The following is a 19,991-nucleotide window of genomic DNA, read 5'->3' as shown; positions in this document are numbered from 1 at the left end:
CCTAATACGGTTAATTAAAAATAGAATACCACAACTATTAATTTAAAAACCGTATTGTACTAAAACTATTAAGCAAATATGTCATTGTATTAATTATTAAAATAGAATCCGTTTGGCCCTATTCCAACAGTTAATTCTTTTTGCAAAACCCCTGCTAGATTATAAATATAAGCTTTACTATCTGCTTTATAATCTCCGCTGTCTGCCAAGTAAATACGATTATTGTTAACCGCAAATCCATATAAATTAGCAACCGAAGAAGCTGTTACAATTGGTGTAGTTGAAGCCTCAGTAGCAGTTGTACTTATTCCGTAAACCGAATTATACACTGTGTAATAAATTTTATCATTGTAAATATCCATATATCCTGCTCCATCTAAAGCTTCAGGAAATGTAATTGTAGAAGTTGTTTTGTCTGATAATTTCACTTTCACTATCTCGCTTCTGCTGCCAAAAGGACCTCTCAAAATATACAAAATCCCATCTTTTTCTTCCATTGTATCTGCACTTGATCCGATTGTTATTGGTGTTTCAACCGCTTTTGTAGCAATATTTACAACCGATAATTTATCAGTGCTATAAGGCTCGGTAATGTATAATTTACCGTTCTTTTCTATAATTCTGTTGGCTGTTGTATTTACATTAATTTTAGATTCATATTTATTAGTTGCCAAATCAATAACGGCAACATAATCATCAGTATTACCTGTAATTACCGCTGGATCATCAGCAGGTTTTCCATATGGTGCATAAGTATTCGCATTGGTCACATACGCTTTACCATCTTTTATTACACCGTATCTTGGATTTTTAAGTCCTGTGTCAATTTTAGCTACTAACTTAAATGTATATCTGTTAACAACATTTATAACATTGGAACCGCCAGCAATAATGTAAGCATTGTCACCGCCAAAGAATATATTTTGAGCATACTTCCCAAGCAGGTCACCTCCATTTACTGCAGTATATGCATCTTTTGTAAAAACACTGAAATCATCATTGGAAAATGATACTGTTCCCTGACCAGCACTTCCTTCATTTAGAATAAAAAAACCATTGGCATAATCTCCTTTTGGAGTGTTGTCGTTGTTATCATCGTCATTTGAACAAGAAACAAATAACGAAATACCAAACGCTATTAAAAGTAATTTACTAATTTTCATAATATTAAAATTTTAAAGTTAAATACATGTTGAAATTTCGACCTGGCATAGGTCTGTTTTCCAGACTCTCATAATTTGCATTGAAAACATTCAAAACCTGAAAGCCTAGCTTAAAAGAATCCAAGAATTTAAAATCATAGTCGATTCCGAGATTGGAAACTGTATAGTCGTTTATGATTTCATCCGGATTATTATCAGCTCTGGTATAAACAAAACCATTGTACAAAAACTGATAATATGCGGTTATTTTATTTCGGGAGTACGAAACCGAAGCGGTGACTTTATTAAAAGGGACAAAGAAAAGCTGGTTTCCGGTTGCCGCATCTTCAGAAACCGTGTGAGCATAGGAAGCATTGGCTCCAAAATTATTCTTTCCGAATTGTTTTGTCCAAGCCAGTAATGTTTCAGCACCATAACTGTTGACTTTATCTTGATTTTTTGGAGTCCAAATACCATTTTTTCCCGGAACCCACTGCAGTAAATCTTTAATTTTGATATAATAAAAAGTCTGTGTCAGCGAAATATTTTTGAAAGTAAATACGTTCCCAATCTCCGCCTGATAAGAACTCTCGGGCTTTAAATCACGATTTCCTCCTGGTTCCCAATACAAATCATTAAAGGTTGGAATTCTGAAATTTCGAGACACATTTAATTTCAAATTGTACAGTTTGCTAAATTGATACGAAGACCCCAAAGAAAACAAAACAGGTGATTCGTAATTGTTTGTAAATTCTTTTCGAATACCAAACTCATTTTTCCAATGAGTCGAAAAGTCCTGTTTTACCAATAATGAAGCCGAACTAATTTCGCGTACGTGATTGCCAAAACCAGTTCCGTAACCATTGGTTCTATTATAATCTAAAATTCCGTTTATTTGGGTCGATTTAAATAATGCATATCCAAAATCGGCTTTGGCAATCAGACTTTCCGTTTTCCCGTAGGTATAATCATTGGTTGAATTATCGGCGAAATACTGATAATTTTCAAAAATATAAGCTGTTTTTAAATTCGTGGTAAATCTTCCAAAATTCCCGTCATATTCCAATAAATTACGGTTAAAACCATTAACGTATTTGCTTTTCATTTCAGACTCCGTCACCAAGGAAGTATTTCTGTCGGTGTTAGAGGTTTGGCTGTATAATTTGAAAATGTTTCTGTCATTAAGTTTATACCCCAAATTGGCGCTCACAGTAATTATATCGTATTGCCCGTTCTGGTTCCATCGCTGTTCACCTTGCCAGGTATATCGATCTAAATATTTATAATCATTGGTCGAGCTGTTTTTTGAAAATCCAATTTGGGCACTCCATTTTTCATTGGATATATTGGTTTTATAATTAATTCCAATCGTGTTAAAACTGCCATAATCCAGTTTTAAATTAGTATCAAATCGCTTATAAAAAGCCAAATCATTGTTCAAATGAACTGTCCCACCTATTGCGCCACTGCCGTAAATGATACTTCCTCCACCAGCTTTTACGCTGATTGAATTATAGTCAGAACCTGAAATGGTATTAAAATCAGTGCTTCCATTCATTTGGGAATTAATGTTGATTCCGTTCCAGATTACGGCAGTTTGGGACGAAGTTGTTCCCCTAAAGGAAACCGTCGAAAGCATTCCGCGCCCGTATTCCTTGAAATAAAGCGTAGAATTGAAGTTTAATAAATCAGTTAGTAAAGCTTCATTTTTATTGATAATGGAATCATTAAGCTTTAAAACCGACTGTGAATTGGAGTATTTTTTAAGATTTGCGTCAGAAACTATAACTTCCTTTAAATTATTTATAGAGTCATTCTGTGCCGAAACGAATTGGCACATTAATACAAAAAGGCTAAAAAGTAGTTTTCTTACTGTCATAATCTCTGAACCTTTTTTCCCGAAGGTTCGATATTTGTTAAGAAAGAAGGCAGGTCTCCTGGCTTGCGTCTTGTTGTTTGCCTTCCCATCTGAAGTTTGAAATTAGAGGTTCGAAATAAGAAGTAATACACTTCTAAAATCTAACTTCTAAAATTCCACTTTCAAACAGTGGCGTAGTAGATAACAACAAGCTTTGTAGCTTACAGTTGCGGGAACAGCTTAGGTTTTGAACCTAATTCCCTTTTAATGTGCTTTCACAAAAAGTAAAAGCACAACCTTAATTCGGGTGCAAATATAGCAGAAATGAATTTACAAATCCTAGAGTTTTATTTTTTATATTTGTTATAAACAATTTCATTATGGAAACTTTAATCGTACATCCTAAAAACAATGAGGAAAAAAAAGTAGTCAAAGCTTTTCTTGAAGCATTGAAAATAAAGTTTGAAAATCAACCGAATGATTCATCTGAAAGCCCTTATGATCCTGATTTTGTGGCGATGGTTGAAGAAAATAGAGAAGATTACAAAGCTGGAAAAGGTATCAAGATTGATCTAGATGATATATGGAAATAATCTTCGTTCCAAAATCTAAATCCGATTTGGATTATTTTAAAAAGACAAATAATCAAATCATTTTAAAGAAAATCAAACAGATTTTAGAGTCCATTCAGGAAACTCCTTATGAAAATTAATCTCGAACATAGGTTAGTATATGAAGTACTTGAAAAGGACAGCGTTATTTTAATTCACTCTTTGAAAGGTCATTACTAAAAAGTCAAATGTTTAAATTTCAATTTTTACAACAGCTCCAAAATCCAATTTTGATTTAAAAGCTTCCTGCAAAGGAAGATTATTTACTTTACATAAAACACTTCGGATAACTCCGGCATGTGCCACAATAATTAACGGTTTATCCCATTTTTTTGCCAATTCATTTTCTAGAAAATCTAAAACTCTTTCATTCAAATCAACAAAAGATTCCCCATTGGGAACCCGAACATTTACGAAATCTTCCATCCACGGATTTAAAATTTCCTGCGGAATAGCATTCCAACTTTGCAATTCCCAATCCCCAAAATGCATTTCCATCAATCGTGAATCCTCAGTAATTGAATCAGCCAAAATATTCTCCTGAATATGTTTCGCCAAAACCACACAACGTTGCAATGGACTGCAATACAAAACCGCTTCCTGTGGCAATTGGCTCAAAATGGTTTCAAAAATCACATCATAAGGCTCACGAATTCCAACATCGCTCTGACCATAGCAGATTCCTTTTTCGCAAACCGTTTCGGTGTGGCGGACTAAATAAACTTCCATATCGCAATAATTGACAGATAAAAAACCACTTCACACACTTGTTGTGTCGCGCCCAAACAATCTCCGGTATAACCGTCAATCCATTTTTGAAAATAACGTGCAAGAAAAAATCGAGCTATAAAAACAGGTAGTAAAGCCAACAACATTTGCCATTGAAAAAATGACAAAATCATAAGTGGCAACAACCCAAAAAAGAAAGCTCCAACTACTTCTTTCCAAGAAAAATTCTGAGCAATGGGTTTGCTTTTGCTCGATGTATCTTCCCTCGAATATTCGTGAGTAAAAACAATTGAAATAGCGGAAAGACGGCTTACCGAATGAGCGGAAACAAAGAGCAAAAGATTGCAGATTACAGACTGCAGATTAACGATTTCAGATTTTGAAACAACACTTAAAATCGCTTGAAATTTCAGCAAGAACAACAAAACTACACCAATCGCTCCATACGCTCCAATGGCACTGTCCTTCATTATCAAAAGGATTTTTTCCTTTGTCCAGCCTCCTCCAAAACCATCGCAGACATCGGCAAAACCATCTTCGTGAAAAGCACCTGTTGTTAAAATTCCTGCAATAATCGAAAGTATTACAGCAATTTCATCAGAAAATAAAATAGCCGATAAATAATGAACCACGAATGAAATTCCACCAACAATCCAGCCAATCAGCGGAAAATATCGGGAAGCTTTGTTTAAATATTCGGGATTATGATCGATGTTTTTTGGACACGGAATTCGGGTGTAAAACATTAATGCCGTGAAAAATATGTGTAATTGTTTTTTCATACTTTATTCAATAAAACGATTTAATTATTCAAATTCATTTATCATCAATCTTTTTAAACCCAAATTTTAGAATAAATTCATCGTATTCCTCTTGAAATGTTTTCCTTTTATGATGCTCCTCTTGGTTTTTGATATAAGTTCTAACTTTATCAATAACCGATTCCGAAACCGAAACTGCAAAATATTCATCCTGCCACTGAAATTTTTCTTTAATCAATTCATTTTTGTTAATCCAAAAAGAAGATTCCCCTTTTATAAGTTGCATAACTTTCTGAATATTTTGATCCACTCCCAAAGAAATCAAACAATGACAATGATCCGAATATCCGTTTATAAAATCAATGAAAATTCCTTTTTGAATCGCATTTTCTCTTATATGGTTCCAAACTTTTTGGCGTAATTCAATTGAATTTAAATAGGGAATTCTGTTTTTAGTACTCCAAACACAATGAATATAAACTTTTACAAATGGCATATATATGTTTTTAAAATTCTTTATAAATTTTGGCTAAAGCCAATTAGAAATCAAAATTTTGTATCCAATAGCTAAAGCTATTGGCAATTCAATATTTTGATGCTCTCAATTCTCCCCAGATTCTCTAAAATTATCTTCTCTTCAAAATTCATCCTAATGAAAAACAAATTTCAATTGCCTCCAGATTTATCCAAAAACTAATCACTTTAAAACATTTCCCTCAATTAGAAATTCTATTTTGAATTGCCTCCAGATTCATCTGGAGGAACTAGATTAGCATTTGCTCAAATTGGCTTTAGCCAAAATAACTGTAATTATTTTTTACTAACACCTGCCGATTCAAAACTCGCCATTTCATTCAAAAAACAAACCGCAGATTGAATAATTGGAAATGCTATAGCACAACCTGTCCCCTCTCCCAAACGCAAATCCAATTGCAACAATGCCTTTACACCCAAATAATCCAATATTTTTTGATGTCCTTTCTCTGCTGATGAATGACAGAATATCGCATTATCTTTAACTGATGGATTCATTTGATAGGCTATTAAAAAAGCGACCGTACAAATAAAACCATCCACAAGAATAAGCATATTATTTTCCTTTGCCTGAAGCATTCCACCAGCCATTTGCATAATTTCAAATCCTCCGAAATAGGCCAATTTGCTTTGCAGATCATTTGCCCCGTTATAATTTTGGATGGCTTTTTTTAGAATATTTTGTTTCTGAATCAGCTTTTCATCAACAACGCCTGTTCCTGTCCCAACACAATCTTCTATTGGTAAATCCAAAAGAATACTCATCAAAACGGAAGCCGTGGAAGTATTCCCAATTCCCATTTCGCCAAAACCGATACAGTTACAACCCGTTTCAAAAACCGAATTCACAATTTGCTTTCCTTTAGCAAAACACAAATCCAATTCGGTTTCACTCATAGCGGAACCATGTAAAAACGATTGTGTTCCTTTCCCAACTTTGGCAGAGACCAACTTTGCATTTGGTGGAAAATCATAATTAACTCCCGCATCAACTATTGTTAACTCGATATTATTTTGTCTGCAAAACACATTTATTCCTGCTCCACCTTCTAAAAAATTAGTCACCATTTGTCGGGTAACATCTTGCGGGTAGGCACTTACTCCATGATTTGCAATTCCGTGATCACCGGCAAAAACTGCTATGTGCGGTTTTGTAATTTGAGGTTCCAATGTTTGGAAAACAGTTCCGATTTGCTTTGCCAAAGTTTCCAAAACGCCGAGCGAGCCTGTGGGTTTGGTTTTATTGTCTATTTTTTGCTGTAGTGCTTTACTTATTTCAGAAGTAATTGGTTCTAAATTGTAGTGCGATTGCTTTGCTTCGTTCCTCGCAACTCCTCGCAATGGCTCGGGCGTTGAAACCAAAATCTCCTCAACAATTGGCTTTTCAGCTTTTTGTTTCCAATTGAGTTGCTGTAACATCGGCTGATTACCATAATCGGTGGCGGGTTTGCCAACACAGAAATAGCCCAAAGGCTCAATATGTTCGGGCAATCCCAAAAGTTGTTTGAATTGGTAATAATTCAGAATCGAAACCCAACCCATCGAATAGCCTTGTTCCGTTAATGACAGCCAAATATTTTGGGACGCACTAACGGCACTAAACTTTATTGCTTCATTGCTTCCTACAGTCCCAATCGTAAACTGATTCAACACCGAACGATCGTAACAAATCACCAATCCAAGAGGAGCTTCTTCGATGGCTTCGAGTTTTAAAGCTTGGTATTGTTTTTTTTGTAATTCATCATCGGTTAAGTTTGATGCCTTGTGATCGTAATCCAAAAAAAGTTCTTTTACCGCTTTTTTGATGTCCTCCGATTTGATTAAATAATATCTTGTGGCATCAGTCAAACCTACTGAAGGAGCATGATGTCCCGCTTGAAGTGCTCTTTGGATTACTTCATCCGGCACTTCATCTTGTGTAAAATGACGAGTGTCTCTACGGGATTTTATGATTTCATCTAATGTCATTATGTGCAGTATTTGCGTTAGGGATGGAAGCGACATCCTATTGTGGCGTCCCGATGGCTATCGGGATTGGGGAACGCCCAAATTTATAAAATCTATCCTTTTATTTTTACCGGAATTCCGGAAATCATCAATACAACGGTTTCGGCTTTTTGGGCGATGTATTGGTTCATCCAACCCTGAAGTTCCGTGAATTTCCTCCCTATGTGTGTATCGGCATGAACTCCCATTCCTATTTCGTTGGTCACGATGATGATAGTTGCATCTTCCTGTTTGGCAATAGCGTCCAATTCGGCTTTGGCTTGTTCCAAACTTAAAGCAACGTCATTTTTGGTATCGACAAAAAAATTCGTCAGCCAAAGTGTGACGCAATCCACAATCGCAACTTTTCCCGAGAAATCAATTTCGCTCAAATGTTTTTCCTTTTCTATATTCTCCCAACGTCCGTCACGGTCTTTTTGATGGCGGTCAATGCGCTTTTGGAAATCCTCGTCCCACTTTCTAGCAGTTGCCACATACATTGGTTTTTCAGATAATTCTTTGGCCAAATTCTCGGCATAACTGCTTTTTCCTGAACGCTCACCGCCTGTTATTAAGTAAATCATGTAATGTTTATTGTTAATCGTTTGTGGTTAATGGTTACAATCAATAAGGACAATGCGTACAATCGCTTTTACAGCAATATCCTCGTTTGAGATGAAACCAAGGCTTAAAAACATAGTTTCCGTCTTCAAAATAATAATCAATTCCCTCAATTATATGAATCGATTCCGGCAATTTTGAAGCTTTGTTTCCTACAGCCGTTTCGGGAGTTATAGTCGCTACGAACTCGTCTATTTTATCGGAACAGGCTTTTTTGAAACAAGTCGGACAAAGACAATCATCAATATCAAAAGGATTGAAAATGGGTGGAAAATCATTGCACCAACACGTTTCACCTTGAGGAGTATCTCCACAATTAAAGGGCTTTTGACAGGCCGAACAATGCTTCTCTTTTATAACATTCATTTTGTAAAGATAGCGTTTGTCTTAATTTTTACTTCAAAAACCAAGCAGGAAATTTATAAATTAAATATACCTTTGCCCTAACATTGTCTAAATTAAACACGAATTTCACCAATTTGCACAAATTATATGTTTAATTATTTTTTTATAAAATTACCCTAAATTTTCGTTTTTGAATTAGTGTAAATTAGTGCAATTCGTGTCAAAATTATTATTAACAGAATAATCCTGTAAAAAAAACAATATGCGATTTTCGTTCTACAAAGTTATTTTATTGGTCATTCTTTTTTCATTTATCGGATGCAAAAAAAATGATAAAACTGAGATTCAAAATGATGTCAATACCGCAAATAGCATTCAATATGCCAAAAGTTTAGCCATCCACAAACACAACGGTTATACTGTGGTAACTGTCTCGAATCCTTGGCCGGATGCGGTTAAAGATTTTACTTATATTCTAAAAGAAAAAGATGGAATTGTTCCGGATAGCCTAAAAAAATACCCTGAAATTTCCGTTCCGTTGAAATCTATTGTAGTGACTTCGACCACAAATATTCCGTTTTTGGAAATGTTGGGTGTCGAAAAATCATTGGTTGGATTCCCACATACCGATTATATTTCGTCCGAAAAAACAAGAGCCTTAATCGATGCCGGTTCCGTTAAAAATGTGGGGCAAAACGAAAAACTCAATATAGAACAGCTGATTGAATTGTCACCGGAACTTATTGTCACTTTTGGTATTGACAACAACAATCCAAGCATTGAAAATTTACAAAAAAGCGGTTTAAAAGTTCTTATTCAGGCCGATTGGATGGAGCAATCCCCCCTTGGAAAAGCAGAATGGCTGAAACTTTACGGAGCTTTATTTGGGAAAGAAAAAGAAGCCGATGCTTTATTTGAAAACATTGTAAAAGAATACAATAATGCTTTGGCTTTGGTTGCCGATAAAAAACCAACTTCGACAGTTTTGTATGGTTCGATGTACCAAGACCAATGGTTTGTAGCCAGAGGAAGCAGTTGGGTTGCCCAGTTTATGAAAGATGCCAAAGCAGATTATATTTGGAAAAATCTTGAAGGTACGGGAAGTCTTGGATTGTCTTTTGAAAATATATTGGACAAAGCAAAATCGGCTAACTTTTGGATTACTACAGGTTCGTTCAAATCGTTGTCGGAACTAGGAAAAGCCAACCCGCATTATAGTCAGTTTGATGCTTTCGCAAATAAAACTATTTATACTTTTGAAGAAAAATTGGGAGCTACCGGCGGTACGGTTTTTTATGAATTATCCCCTGCCCGACCGGATTTGGTTTTGAAAGATTATATCAAAATTTTTCACCCTGATTTGCTTCCCGATTATACATTTACTTTTGCGACAAAACTGAATTAATCACAATTGAACAATCAAAAACGAAATACAATCTTATTCTCATTGCTCTTTTTGGGGCTGATCGTACTGTTTTTTGTAAACATCAGTTTGGGGTCGATTACGATACCTTTCAAGGAGGTTTACACTAGTTTGACAGGTGGTCAAGTCAGTAAATCGACTTGGGAATACATCATTATCAATTATCGTTTGCCCAAAGCGATTACGGCGGTTTTGGTCGGAATGGGACTTTCCATAAGTGGATTGTTAATGCAGACATTGTTTCGGAATCCGCTCGCGGGGCCTTATGTTTTGGGGCTTAGTTCGGGTGCGAGTTTGGGTGTTGCTTTTGTGATTTTGGGTGCGAGTATTTTGCCTTCGTTTTTGAGTGGCGTTGTCTTGTCTCCTTACGGAATTGTTTTAGCTTCAACTCTAGGTAGTACTTCAGTCTTATTGTTGGTTTTGTTGGTTTCGCAACGTTTGCGGGATACTATGGCAATATTGATTGTCGGACTTATGTTTGGGAGTTTTACCAGCGCAGTTGTTGGGGTTCTCACCTATTTCAGTTCAGCTGAACAATTGCAGAAATTTACTTTTTGGTCTTTGGGAAATCTCGGTAATTTATCTTGGACATCGATTCTGATTTTAAGTATTTGTGTCTTATTTGGTTTATTTCTGAGTTTACTTAGCATCAAACCATTGAATGCATTACTATTGGGCGAAAATTACGCTAAAAGTATGGGATTAAATTTCAAAAAAGCCCGACTTACTATCATAATTGCAACGGGAATTTTGGCGGGAAGCATTACGGCTTATGCGGGACCAATTGCGTTTGTTGGGTTGGCTGTTCCTCATATTGCGAAGTTGGTTTTCCAGACTAGTAATCATACGGTTTTGTTTTGGAGCACTTTGCTTTTTGGGGCGGGAATTATGCTGATTTGTGATGTGGTTTCCCAGATGCCAGGAATGGAAATTACGTTACCAATTAATGCTATTACTTCTATTTTGGGAGCGCCGGTTGTTATTTGGTTATTGGTACGAAAGCGGAATTTTAGATAATTTAAACACATAGAAACATAGATTTTATGGTTAATCGCTAAAAAACAGATAAAAATAGCACTATTTTTCACATAGATGACTCTATGAAAAGTGAAACGTCTATCAAATTCTTTTTTTCACGATAAAAATTCTATATTTCTATGTCGTTAAAACAATTTCACCCAATGGGTAAAAATTAATAATTTTGAATTCAATCAACGCTTATTAATAGTAAATAAAATCAAATGATTACTCAGAAATACTTAGATGAATTGACATATGAAATTATCGGATCAGCAATAGAAGTTCATAAAACAATGGGTAGAGGATTATTAGAAAATATATATCACCACTGCATGATTGAGGAATTAACATCACGGAAAATAAATTTATCCACAGAAATGAGAATTCCTGTATTTTACAAAGAAAAAGAACTTAAAATTGATTTTAAATGTGATTTATTTATTGAAAACTGCATAGTGGTTGAATTAAAATCTGTTACTGAAATTAATCCTGTACATAAAGCACAACTTTTAACTTATATGAAACTTTTAAAATCACCTAAAGGCATTTTAATTAATTTTAATTGTTTTAATCTTTTTAAAGAAGGGCAATTGACAATGGTAAATGAACACTTTAATCAACTAGCAAAATTTTAATCAAAATTATGATTACAGATTTACTATCTGAAAAGTGAAACGTCTATCAACCTCTTTTTACACAATAAAAATTCTATGTATCTATGTGGTTAAAACACCCTTAACAGGTCAATCCAAATAAAATATGCCGACCAATATCCTCACCACTCAAAATTTAAGCATTGGTTACACTTCCAAAAAGGAAACCGTGACCATAGCCGAAAACCTCAACCTGAACTTACAGGTTGGGAAACTGATTGCTTTGATTGGGGCAAATGGTATTGGGAAATCGACTTTGTTGCGCACGATTACCGGAATCCAAAAACCTTTGCACGGAACTGTTTTATTGAATGATAAAAAAATCACCAACTATGAACCTTTGGCATTGGCCCAAAATTTAAGTGTGGTTTTGACCGAAAAATTGCCTCCAAGTAATTTAACTGTTTTTGAATTGGTCGCTTTGGGACGCCAGCCTTATACCAATTGGATTGGCACTTTATCAGATACCGATATTGAGATAGTTCAAAAGTCAATTGAACTAACGCAAATCGAGCATTTGTCACAAAAAAAACATTTTGAAATAAGTGATGGGCAATTGCAGAAGGTTTTGATTGCAAGAGCATTGGCACAAGACACTCCATTGATTATTCTGGACGAACCCACGACTCATTTAGATTTACTCCACAAAGTTTCATTGCTAAAACTCCTAAAAAAACTAACCCACGAAACCGGAAAATGCATTTTATTTTCGACACACGACATAGAAATGGCTATTCAGTTGAGCGACGAAATGATTATCATGACGCCAGAAACTGTAGTTCAGGACGAACCCTGCAATTTAATCAGTAAAGGAAGTTTCAACACTTTATTCAAAGACGAACATATTATTTTTGACAATGAAAAAGGGAAGTTTGTTATCACTTAAATAGTTGATGGTTGATGGTTGTTTGTTGTCGGTGAAGGAATGAAAACTATAATTAATTAATCATTAACAATTAACTATAATCCTTTCAATAAATTAATACTTACTGTAGCCAATTCCGAATCGGGGAATTTTTTAAAATAATTGAGATCAGGAAATAATCCCGCTTCTCCTGCAATTTTATGCAGTACATCAATTTCGACAATATACTGATCCGAAAAACCGTGTGTGGCATCATAAGCAGTTCCAGCAGTTTTCCCTAAGTTCGAAGCTGTTAAATGGGGAGCTATCGTATGCAGTTCAATCATCAGCAAGCCAAATTTATGTACATAAGGCGACCATTTTTTGAAATGTTCCAATAAATTATCCTCGACCAAATTATTACTTATCCGAACGCCCCTATCCGCAAATGCTCCTGTCGAACTGCTTATCCTGCCTGCTGAAATTTGTTTCGGCATTTCCCAAATCCGGTTGTGATCCAGAAAAGTCCGCACGTTCAATAAATCTTTCAGATCAATATTGTAATTCTCCCTTAAATCATCAGCCAACAAATCAGGCCGGCCTATATCTCCCCAAATCACTTTTGCCCAAATATCGGCTTTAATTAAATTGGCTCGAGTTACTTTGAGCGCCGTCTGATTATAATCGGCTCCGACTAGAAACAGAGGGTATTTATCAAGCATTTTTCCTCTCAAAGTCTGACGATCAATCACATCAAAAACATGCTCCAAAAAAGCACCGTTGCCACAGCCCATATCCAAAATTCCTTTAGGCTGTTCTTCTATCGGCAAATTAAACAGCTTGATGATAATTTCATCGACCACTTTAAAATAAGTATCATGCGCGCCACCACTTCCCCAAACATTCATTTCGCGGTCCACGTGAATTTCATCTTCTCCTTCTCCAACTCTTAAAACAGCCGGATTACCAAAAATCAATTCGTCCATTTTTCTGAAAGTAGGCAAATACGAAACCGTAACACCATAAGCCGAAGCTCTTTTGGCAAAAAACAAACCGATTTCGGTAAACTGATAATTTCCGTTTTTTCGGGAAAACCATCCCAAATGTGACAAAAAGTCGAGTACGGTTTTGAAATTTTCGGGGGATTTATGAAACTCTTCTGGACTAAAGGATATTTCCATAAAATATTTATGAAACATTCCGCTCATCCCCAAATGAACGGCTATTTGCCCGACAAGAAAACCTTCAATATGAGTGAGAATCTGATGCTGAATTTCGTTGGTTAAATTATCTTCGGAAAATGAAATTCCGCAATTATTTTGACATTTTTCAAATATCAATTTCATCCGATTGAAAACGTCTCCTTCAAATAATTTTGGACGCAAATCGGTTGTAGACTGCAATAAATCAACCACATCTTTATAGAGTGGAAACAACGAAAAAGCAATTTCACTTTTTTCATTAATGCGAAAAGCAATCAGATCAGTCTTTGTATTAATATAATAATCGAGAAAACCTTGTGAAGCCAAAACACGTAACGCTACATTGAGATAACCTTCATTGGCTTTGAACTTTGCTGAAAGTTCGGAGAGACATATTTCTTTTCTTTCTAAGATATAAGCCAGAACTTCTTTTTTGTAAAGAGCATAAGCAACTGGTGCCGTAACTAAGCCATCAAGGTGTTTGAAAATGGTACTTCGAAGGGTAACGTTGTCTATCATAAAAAGAGATTTTAAGATATAATGCTTATCTCAAATATATGAAATTTCATTTGAAAAAACTCAACTATTCTTCACTATTACAAAGGATTACAAAATAGAAACTTTACGCCACCTGAGTCTTTGCAAAGAATCTTTTTTATAATAAAAAAGCAATACGAAATGACGTTTAAGTATCAATATATCACGCAATATTGTCATTCCGTAGGAATCTCCGCAAGCAGCTCGACAAACTGAATTCCATCGATATGCAATCGCAAAGAGAAGATTCCTACGGAATGACAAGATTGTAGAATCTTTGGAGTGTTAAAAAACGTTATAATAAATTAATTCCACGCTAAGACGCTGAGGCGCAAAGAACTGAAAGAAATAAAGAGTTGGACAGCAGACAATGCTAAGTTTTAACTGCCAACTGAAATCTGTCTCTTTGCCTCGCCAACCACAAAAGCAACCGAATTGGCGATATTAAAACTTCGGATTAATGAAGACATCGGAATAGTGAGGTGATTTTCGAACAGTGCCATAACTTCGGCACTCAAACCTACGCTTTCCTTACCAAAAACCAGCCAGTCACCATCTTGAAATTTGGCATCATAAATGGACTGTGCAGCATGGGAACTCATCAGGAAAACTCTTGATTTATCTGGAATTTGCTGCATCCATTCTTCTACATTTTGATATTCGGTAACATCCAAATGCACCCAATAATCGAGTCCGGAACGTTTCAGATTTTTATCATTGATCACAAATCCAAACGGGTGGATTAAATGCAGACGGCTTTCGGTACCTACGCATAAACGGCCTATGTTTCCGGTATTATTTGGTATTTCGGGTTCTACGAGAACGATGTTTAGCATTATGATTTCAGATTTTTGATTAACGATTTTTGATTGCAGATGGAAATCAGTACTATTTAGATTGTTTGACTTTCAACATTGATATTGTCATTGATATTGAAGTTATCAACTTCTTTCACTTCTCCTGCCCGTATGTCATTTAAATGCACATTTCCTATTCGGACTCTTACCAATCTCAAAGTTGGAAAACCAACTGCAGCCGTCATTTTTCGTACTTGTCGAAACTTTCCTTCATTGACTGTGATGGATGCCCAGGAAGTCGGGCCGTGGCGTTCGTCCCGAATCTTTTTTCCTCTTGTGCCAAAATTAGGAATTTCAGTAATGAGCCGTGCTTTACATTTTTTGGTTTTGTATTTTGTACCATTAAAGCCTATTTCGACACCTTCTTTCAATATATCTATGGCTTCCTGAGTAATAATGCCATCAACTTGCACATAATATTCTTTATCGACTTTTTTGCTGCGGATGATTTCGCTCATTTTTCCGTCGGTGGTCAATAAAAGCAAGCCTTCTGAATCTTCGTCTAGCCGGCCAATAGCCATCGTTCCTTCGGGGAAATCGTATAATTCTCCCAAAAGCTTTTTCTTACGCTTCAATTCGTAAATAAATTGGCTCAGATAACCGTAAGGCTTATGAAGAATAAAATGATGATGGCACATTATAAGTTATTTTGTGGGGCAAAGATAGATTTGTTTAAGCAGAATTTTAAACAAAATCTATCGATATTCCCAAAATCTGTAAACCAAAAGCAATGTTAAATGATTGAATTTTAACGCCTAAAAATCGTAGTATTGATATATGAAACAAATTATTTTAAAAACTAATGTTATGGAAAATAAAGATTTAGGTTCAAAAAAAATAAATAACAAGCAGGAAGTAAATGAAGGTTTCAGTGGAAAAAACAAGTTTGGAGATACTGATTCCCATTCATCAAAACTTAATGAAGAAATAGAAACCGATGCACATGGAAATAAAAAAATAGTACAAAGAGCACGAAATGCCGACGGAACTTTCATAGATTCCGCAAATGAAAACGAGAACTCAAACCGTGGTGTCTCCAGTGAAGAAGATATAAAAAAAACGGTAGAAAACAGAGATAAAAATTCGGACATAACACCTAACCGTTATCCAAACTCACATCCCGATAATCATATAGATCGAGGAAATCAAAAATTGGATGAAGAATAAATATTCGTTAATAAATCATATTAAAAATGCTAGAAATTCTTAAAGAATCTCTAGCATTTTATTTTTTTTAAAACGAAATATTCAGCCCTACATTAAACATCCACTGAAACTGATTAAACGATTGATTCTCCAGAGGATTAATGTAATAATTCATTCCAGGTTCTATAAAAAATCTGGTTTTTTTATAGAATTCATATTGCAGCGTACTGCTCAATAATGTCCCGTAAACAAATTCATTTACATTTTTATTTTCACCGATAGAATTACCATTCAACAGGACTTCATTAGAAATTAACTTTCCTACGAATCCACCAGTATTCATATTAATGGTAGTTCTCTTTTTGCTCAAAAGCGCATATGAAACTTCTACCGGCATTTCAAAATATTTTAAATTCTGAGTTACATTTCCTGTTTCAAAACCTGCGCTGGACTTAGAATTATCGGCAAATAAATAATTTTCATTATTGGAAACAAAAACTATATTATTTTTAGAAGAACTTTCATTTAATATAGTGTTTGGCAAAATTCCCGAAGTAAAGCTGGACATGCTGCCTCGTTCATAGTATGCAACTCCATCTATTTTCTGTCCAAGTTCATTAATCTTGAAGCCAGAACTCACTGCCCATTTTTTGTTAAGTTTATAGTTTGTCTTGACGCCATAACCGCTAGACTGCTTAGAAGCTACTGTATTTCCTAATGCCTTTTCATTATTATAATTTTCGGATCCCGAAACCCCTGCAAAAACCTGAAGCGACCATTTATCAATAACTTTGGGATCTGTTTTTTTCTTAGTTTTATCCTTGCCTATATCTGCTAATGCGTTTTCTAACTGTGCTACTTCTTTTTTTATTACACCAAGTGAATCTTTGGAATTATCTTTTTCGGCAATTGCTTTATTACTATTGGTTAATCCTGAAACCTCAGCATTTTGATAAGCTGTTTCTGATTTTAAGACGGCATTTTTTGCACTTTCATTGCTTTGCTTCGATACAGCTGCAGTGCTGTTTTGCGAGTTTGCTGCTGCTTTGGTATTTTCAATGGAATAGCTTTTGGAAGAAAAATTATTTATTCCAATAACAGAGGACTGATTAAAAATAGCCACCGTTGCATTTTTATTTTCAGACACAGTATTCGATTGTGATTTGCTATTCTCCTGGGCAATTAAATGATTGTTTTTTTCTGCGTTGGTATTCTTAAGATTACGATAGGTATTCGTTTTAGATGAATTTGAAAGAATTGTTTTGGCTGTTGCCGAATTACTTGCAGCCAACGAAATACCATTTTCATTGGCTTTCAAATTCTCATTTATAGTGTTATTTACAGTATTCCCTTTAGTTTCAAAAGTTTTTTTCTCAACGGATTTTACATCTTCATTTACATTTTTGCTGACATCTGTTTTAACTTTTGGCTCGTTCTGCAAAACAATTCCATTGCTGCTATTTCCAACATTCAATTCATTGCCTTGATTTGAATTACTATACCAAATAGCTGGAAGAGAAAGACCAGCCACTAGACAAGCAGCTGTCCACCACCAGATAACAGGGCGTTTTTTCTTTTTGGGTTTATCCAGTTCAGCTTCAATATTAGCCCACAACTCGGGTGGCGGAGTACTTGAAAAGTTCTCCAGTGAAGAAAAAATAGATTTCGCTTGCTTATTTTTCATGCGTATTTATTTGTTTTTTTGAAATCAATCAGGTCTTTGTATTTTACCTAAAACTCTTTCAATTTTATGCTGTTTTAGAATTTATAACCATCAAAATTTTTTTTTTCAAAATGCTCTTGGCTCTATTTAAATTAGATTTGGATGTACCTTCGCTGATTCCTAGCAGCAGAGCAATTTCTTTATGTTTCATTTTTTCGAAAACATACAGATTAAAAACCATCCGGTATTGATCTGGCAGTTCTTGAATATATTCTAATAGTTTTTCTTGTTCGATGGGTACCAACTCTAATTCTTCTTCTTCGACAACATCTGTATCAAAGACATCTAAGAATAAGATATCTTTTTTCCTTTTCTTTAATGTTTCCAGTAATTTATTGATAAAAATCCGTTTGATCCAGCCTTCAAAACTTCCTTCAAATTTATATTGCCCAATTTTTTGAAAGGCTATTACAAAAGCTTCCTGAAAAACATCTTTGGCATCATGTTCATTTCGCATATATTTTAAGCAAAGCCCATAAAGCAATGGAGAAAACAGCTGATATAATTTCAGCTGAGCCTCCCGGTCATTATCGACACACTTCCTAATATACTGATCTAAGTTCTCTTTCAAGAATTGCTGGTGTTGGTTTATTATTTTTTTCTCTTGGTTATTGAGAAATTGGTATTATCTGCTGCTGTTTCAAAAGCAATTTCATGGGTATTTAAAAACAATTCATCCTGTAAATCCGTTTTCCAAATATCATTGGCAAAAATAGGCTTGTCTTGAATATTATTGTAAATGTAAAATTTATTCACTTCTGAATCAATAGGTTGATATTCGCCTTCGCCTGTAAAAATAAAAATTTTCCAAGCCCAGCTTTGCATAGCTTCCTGCTTGGAAAGTCTTCTGAAACCTGAGTCCTCATAGGTGCAAGAAACGATAAAAACTACACAAAGAATACCTATTATTTTCTTCATAAAATTAATCATTATTAGTTTCTTAATAACATGAGGAAGTAATTGACGTTCATCTTTTACTTTTTTCAAAAATATAAAACAGGTTAACCCAGATTTTTTCTGAATCTGAGTTAACCTATTGGCTCATTATGCTTATGATTTTGTTTTCAATTCAGCAATTTTGTCTTTAATCACTTTTTTGAAAGCAATCACTTCTGCAGTCTGATCTGTAGTATTGTCATTGTCCAGATATATTTTTGTGACAACGCCCCCAACACTCCATTCAAAATAAACACCTCCCTGATCGTGATTATCTGGCGCGCCATATGTTTTAGTCTGGCCTTTTATATTTTTTATTTCCACTGGAACTTTAGATAGAAAACCAGCATAATCATCTTTAAAAATCAGTGCTTTATAATCAGTCTGATTGAACTGAACAGGAAAATTGGTTACTTTTGGGTACTGAAGTACTTTGTAATTTTCGATTCTATAAAATTTAAAACAGTCAGCTCCAGTACATTCATTGAAATATGTTCCAACAATAGCATAATCAACAACCTTATTTACTTTAGAGAATAAAATTGGCTTAGTTGATTTTGGAAGCACTACATAATCTGCTGGATATGTAGTAGTTGGAGTTTCACCAGTTGCGTTGGGCATTTTTTCGGAGTATTGCACCAGAATCTGGCAATCGTCTTCAATTATAGATACAATTTTTATGTCATATCCAGTCGAAGGTTTTGGTCCCGCCAGAATTCCAAATATTCTCTTTTGCGTAAAATCAGGCAGCTGAACCGTTGTACAAGTGTTAAACTTCTGCTGTAATTCCTCAGCCGTATTTATAACCATATAAATTGGCTTTGTTGGATTTTCTTTCAGCTGTCCACAATAATTAAAACTTTCGTAGGCAACATTTCTGGCATTGCCACAATTTTGAACATCGCCAGTGTCTATGGAATCTGTACAGGAATAAAAGCCAAAGGCAGCAAGCGCCATTAAAATAAAACGTTTCATATTTAGATTTTTTATTAATTTATATCAGTAAGATGATCCGTTATGGAAAAGGTTGCGTTGGCCAATAAAAAAAAGTAAAAATGTTTTT

The 19,991-nt window shown here is 34.9% G+C and carries 21 protein-coding genes and 1 riboswitch; of the genes, 6 read left to right on the top strand and 15 right to left on the bottom strand.

The genetic code is table 11. The features are described 5' to 3' along the window. Positions 1-89: 89 nt before the first annotated feature. Together ABEG11_RS12160 and ABEG11_RS12155 are read right to left on the bottom strand one after the other, a co-directional pair. Positions 90-1,163, bottom strand: coding sequence for a YncE family protein (locus tag ABEG11_RS12160; RefSeq protein WP_348824448.1), 1,074 nt, complete (start codon positions 1,161-1,163; stop codon positions 90-92). Between the two features lie 4 nt (positions 1,164-1,167). Further along, on the bottom strand, positions 1,168-3,021 hold the full coding sequence (locus ABEG11_RS12155) for a TonB-dependent receptor plug domain-containing protein (protein WP_348824447.1): 1,854 nt from the start codon (positions 3,019-3,021) through the stop codon (positions 1,168-1,170). 31 nt (positions 3,022-3,052) lie between these two features. Beyond that, positions 3,053-3,316, bottom strand: a riboswitch (cobalamin riboswitch). Between the two features lie 64 nt (positions 3,317-3,380). Here ABEG11_RS12155 and ABEG11_RS12150 point away from each other — a divergent pair. Then, on the top strand, positions 3,381-3,593 hold the full coding sequence (locus ABEG11_RS12150) for a DUF2683 family protein (RefSeq protein WP_348824446.1): 213 nt from the start codon (positions 3,381-3,383) through the stop codon (positions 3,591-3,593). A gap of 210 nt (positions 3,594-3,803) precedes the next feature. Here ABEG11_RS12150 and cobC read toward each other — a convergent pair whose 3' ends face one another. From cobC to ABEG11_RS12120, 6 genes are all read right to left on the bottom strand, one after another. Beyond that, complete coding sequence (cobC, locus tag ABEG11_RS12145; RefSeq protein ID WP_348824445.1) at positions 3,804-4,340, bottom strand: alpha-ribazole phosphatase; 537 nt, start codon at positions 4,338-4,340, stop codon at positions 3,804-3,806. Continuing rightward, positions 4,325-5,122 carry an adenosylcobinamide-GDP ribazoletransferase gene (locus ABEG11_RS12140; protein ID WP_348824444.1) on the bottom strand — a complete coding sequence of 266 codons (798 nt, stop codon included), beginning with the start codon at positions 5,120-5,122 and terminating at the stop codon, positions 4,325-4,327. Before ABEG11_RS12140 ends, cobC begins: the two co-directional genes overlap by 16 nt. A gap of 34 nt (positions 5,123-5,156) precedes the next feature. Further along, positions 5,157-5,597 carry an IS200/IS605 family transposase gene (gene tnpA / locus ABEG11_RS12135; RefSeq protein ID WP_348824443.1) on the bottom strand — a complete coding sequence of 147 codons (441 nt, stop codon included), beginning with the start codon at positions 5,595-5,597 and terminating at the stop codon, positions 5,157-5,159. A gap of 314 nt (positions 5,598-5,911) precedes the next feature. After that, a complete protein-coding gene (cobT, locus tag ABEG11_RS12130; protein WP_348824442.1) occupies positions 5,912-7,603 on the bottom strand; it encodes a nicotinate-nucleotide--dimethylbenzimidazole phosphoribosyltransferase in 1,692 nt (563 codons plus the stop codon). A 92-nt stretch (positions 7,604-7,695) separates the two neighbouring features. Beyond that, a complete protein-coding gene (gene cobU / locus ABEG11_RS12125) occupies positions 7,696-8,205 on the bottom strand; it encodes a bifunctional adenosylcobinamide kinase/adenosylcobinamide-phosphate guanylyltransferase (RefSeq protein ID WP_348824441.1) in 510 nt (169 codons plus the stop codon). A gap of 40 nt (positions 8,206-8,245) precedes the next feature. After that, positions 8,246-8,608: a DUF5522 domain-containing protein gene (locus ABEG11_RS12120; protein WP_348824440.1), complete on the bottom strand. Its 363-nt coding sequence runs from the start codon at positions 8,606-8,608 to the stop codon at positions 8,246-8,248. Between the two features lie 241 nt (positions 8,609-8,849). Here ABEG11_RS12120 and ABEG11_RS12115 point away from each other — a divergent pair, with 241 nt between their 5' ends. The 4 genes from ABEG11_RS12115 to ABEG11_RS12100 all read left to right on the top strand — a co-directional run bounded on the left by ABEG11_RS12115 (position 8,850) and on the right by ABEG11_RS12100 (position 12,569). Continuing rightward, the gene (locus tag ABEG11_RS12115; protein ID WP_348824439.1) at positions 8,850-9,992 is read left to right on the top strand and encodes an ABC transporter substrate-binding protein; all 1,143 of its coding nucleotides are present in this window, start codon (positions 8,850-8,852) and stop codon (positions 9,990-9,992) included. A 6-nt stretch (positions 9,993-9,998) separates the two neighbouring features. Further along, positions 9,999-11,027 (top strand): iron chelate uptake ABC transporter family permease subunit, encoded by a 1,029-nt coding sequence (locus ABEG11_RS12110; RefSeq protein ID WP_348824438.1) that lies wholly within the window; start codon positions 9,999-10,001, stop codon positions 11,025-11,027. A 224-nt stretch (positions 11,028-11,251) separates the two neighbouring features. Beyond that, the gene (locus ABEG11_RS12105) at positions 11,252-11,665 is read left to right on the top strand and encodes a GxxExxY protein (protein ID WP_348824437.1); all 414 of its coding nucleotides are present in this window, start codon (positions 11,252-11,254) and stop codon (positions 11,663-11,665) included. Positions 11,666-11,789: 124 nt separating this feature from the next. Beyond that, the gene (locus tag ABEG11_RS12100; RefSeq protein WP_348824436.1) at positions 11,790-12,569 is read left to right on the top strand and encodes an ABC transporter ATP-binding protein; all 780 of its coding nucleotides are present in this window, start codon (positions 11,790-11,792) and stop codon (positions 12,567-12,569) included. A gap of 74 nt (positions 12,570-12,643) precedes the next feature. Here the strand turns inward: ABEG11_RS12100 and ABEG11_RS12095 are convergent, their stop codons facing one another. The 3 genes from ABEG11_RS12095 to ABEG11_RS12085 all read right to left on the bottom strand — a co-directional run bounded on the left by ABEG11_RS12095 (position 12,644) and on the right by ABEG11_RS12085 (position 15,761). Then, a complete protein-coding gene (locus ABEG11_RS12095; RefSeq protein WP_348824435.1) occupies positions 12,644-14,248 on the bottom strand; it encodes a class I SAM-dependent methyltransferase in 1,605 nt (534 codons plus the stop codon). A 398-nt stretch (positions 14,249-14,646) separates the two neighbouring features. Continuing rightward, complete coding sequence (locus ABEG11_RS12090; RefSeq protein ID WP_348824434.1) at positions 14,647-15,102, bottom strand: tRNA (cytidine(34)-2'-O)-methyltransferase; 456 nt, start codon at positions 15,100-15,102, stop codon at positions 14,647-14,649. 56 nt (positions 15,103-15,158) lie between these two features. After that, positions 15,159-15,761 (bottom strand): pseudouridine synthase, encoded by a 603-nt coding sequence (locus ABEG11_RS12085; RefSeq protein ID WP_348824433.1) that lies wholly within the window; start codon positions 15,759-15,761, stop codon positions 15,159-15,161. 169 nt (positions 15,762-15,930) lie between these two features. On the opposite strand from ABEG11_RS12085, the gene ABEG11_RS12080 reads away from it, so the two are divergent. Continuing rightward, positions 15,931-16,290, top strand: a complete 360-nt coding sequence (locus tag ABEG11_RS12080) for a hypothetical protein (protein WP_348824432.1) — start codon at positions 15,931-15,933, stop codon at positions 16,288-16,290. A gap of 67 nt (positions 16,291-16,357) precedes the next feature. Here the strand turns inward: ABEG11_RS12080 and ABEG11_RS12075 are convergent, their stop codons facing one another. From ABEG11_RS12075 to ABEG11_RS12060, 4 genes are all read right to left on the bottom strand, one after another. Continuing rightward, on the bottom strand, positions 16,358-17,953 hold the full coding sequence (locus tag ABEG11_RS12075; RefSeq protein ID WP_348824431.1) for a hypothetical protein: 1,596 nt from the start codon (positions 17,951-17,953) through the stop codon (positions 16,358-16,360). A 64-nt stretch (positions 17,954-18,017) separates the two neighbouring features. Continuing rightward, on the bottom strand, positions 18,018-18,563 hold the full coding sequence (locus ABEG11_RS12070) for an RNA polymerase sigma factor (protein WP_348824430.1): 546 nt from the start codon (positions 18,561-18,563) through the stop codon (positions 18,018-18,020). A gap of 20 nt (positions 18,564-18,583) precedes the next feature. Then, complete coding sequence (locus tag ABEG11_RS12065) at positions 18,584-18,910, bottom strand: hypothetical protein (RefSeq protein WP_348824429.1); 327 nt, start codon at positions 18,908-18,910, stop codon at positions 18,584-18,586. A gap of 132 nt (positions 18,911-19,042) precedes the next feature. Continuing rightward, the gene (locus tag ABEG11_RS12060) at positions 19,043-19,903 is read right to left on the bottom strand and encodes a protease complex subunit PrcB family protein (protein WP_348824428.1); all 861 of its coding nucleotides are present in this window, start codon (positions 19,901-19,903) and stop codon (positions 19,043-19,045) included. Positions 19,904-19,991 lie beyond the last annotated feature (88 nt).

It is taken from the genome of Flavobacterium aestuarii, from assembly GCF_040049115.1.
In the GTDB taxonomy this organism is placed as follows: Bacteria; Bacteroidota; Bacteroidia; order Flavobacteriales; family Flavobacteriaceae; genus Flavobacterium; species Flavobacterium aestuarii.
The sequence above is the reverse complement of the archived record's forward strand: the minus strand, read 5'-3'. Positions and strand labels throughout refer to the sequence as shown.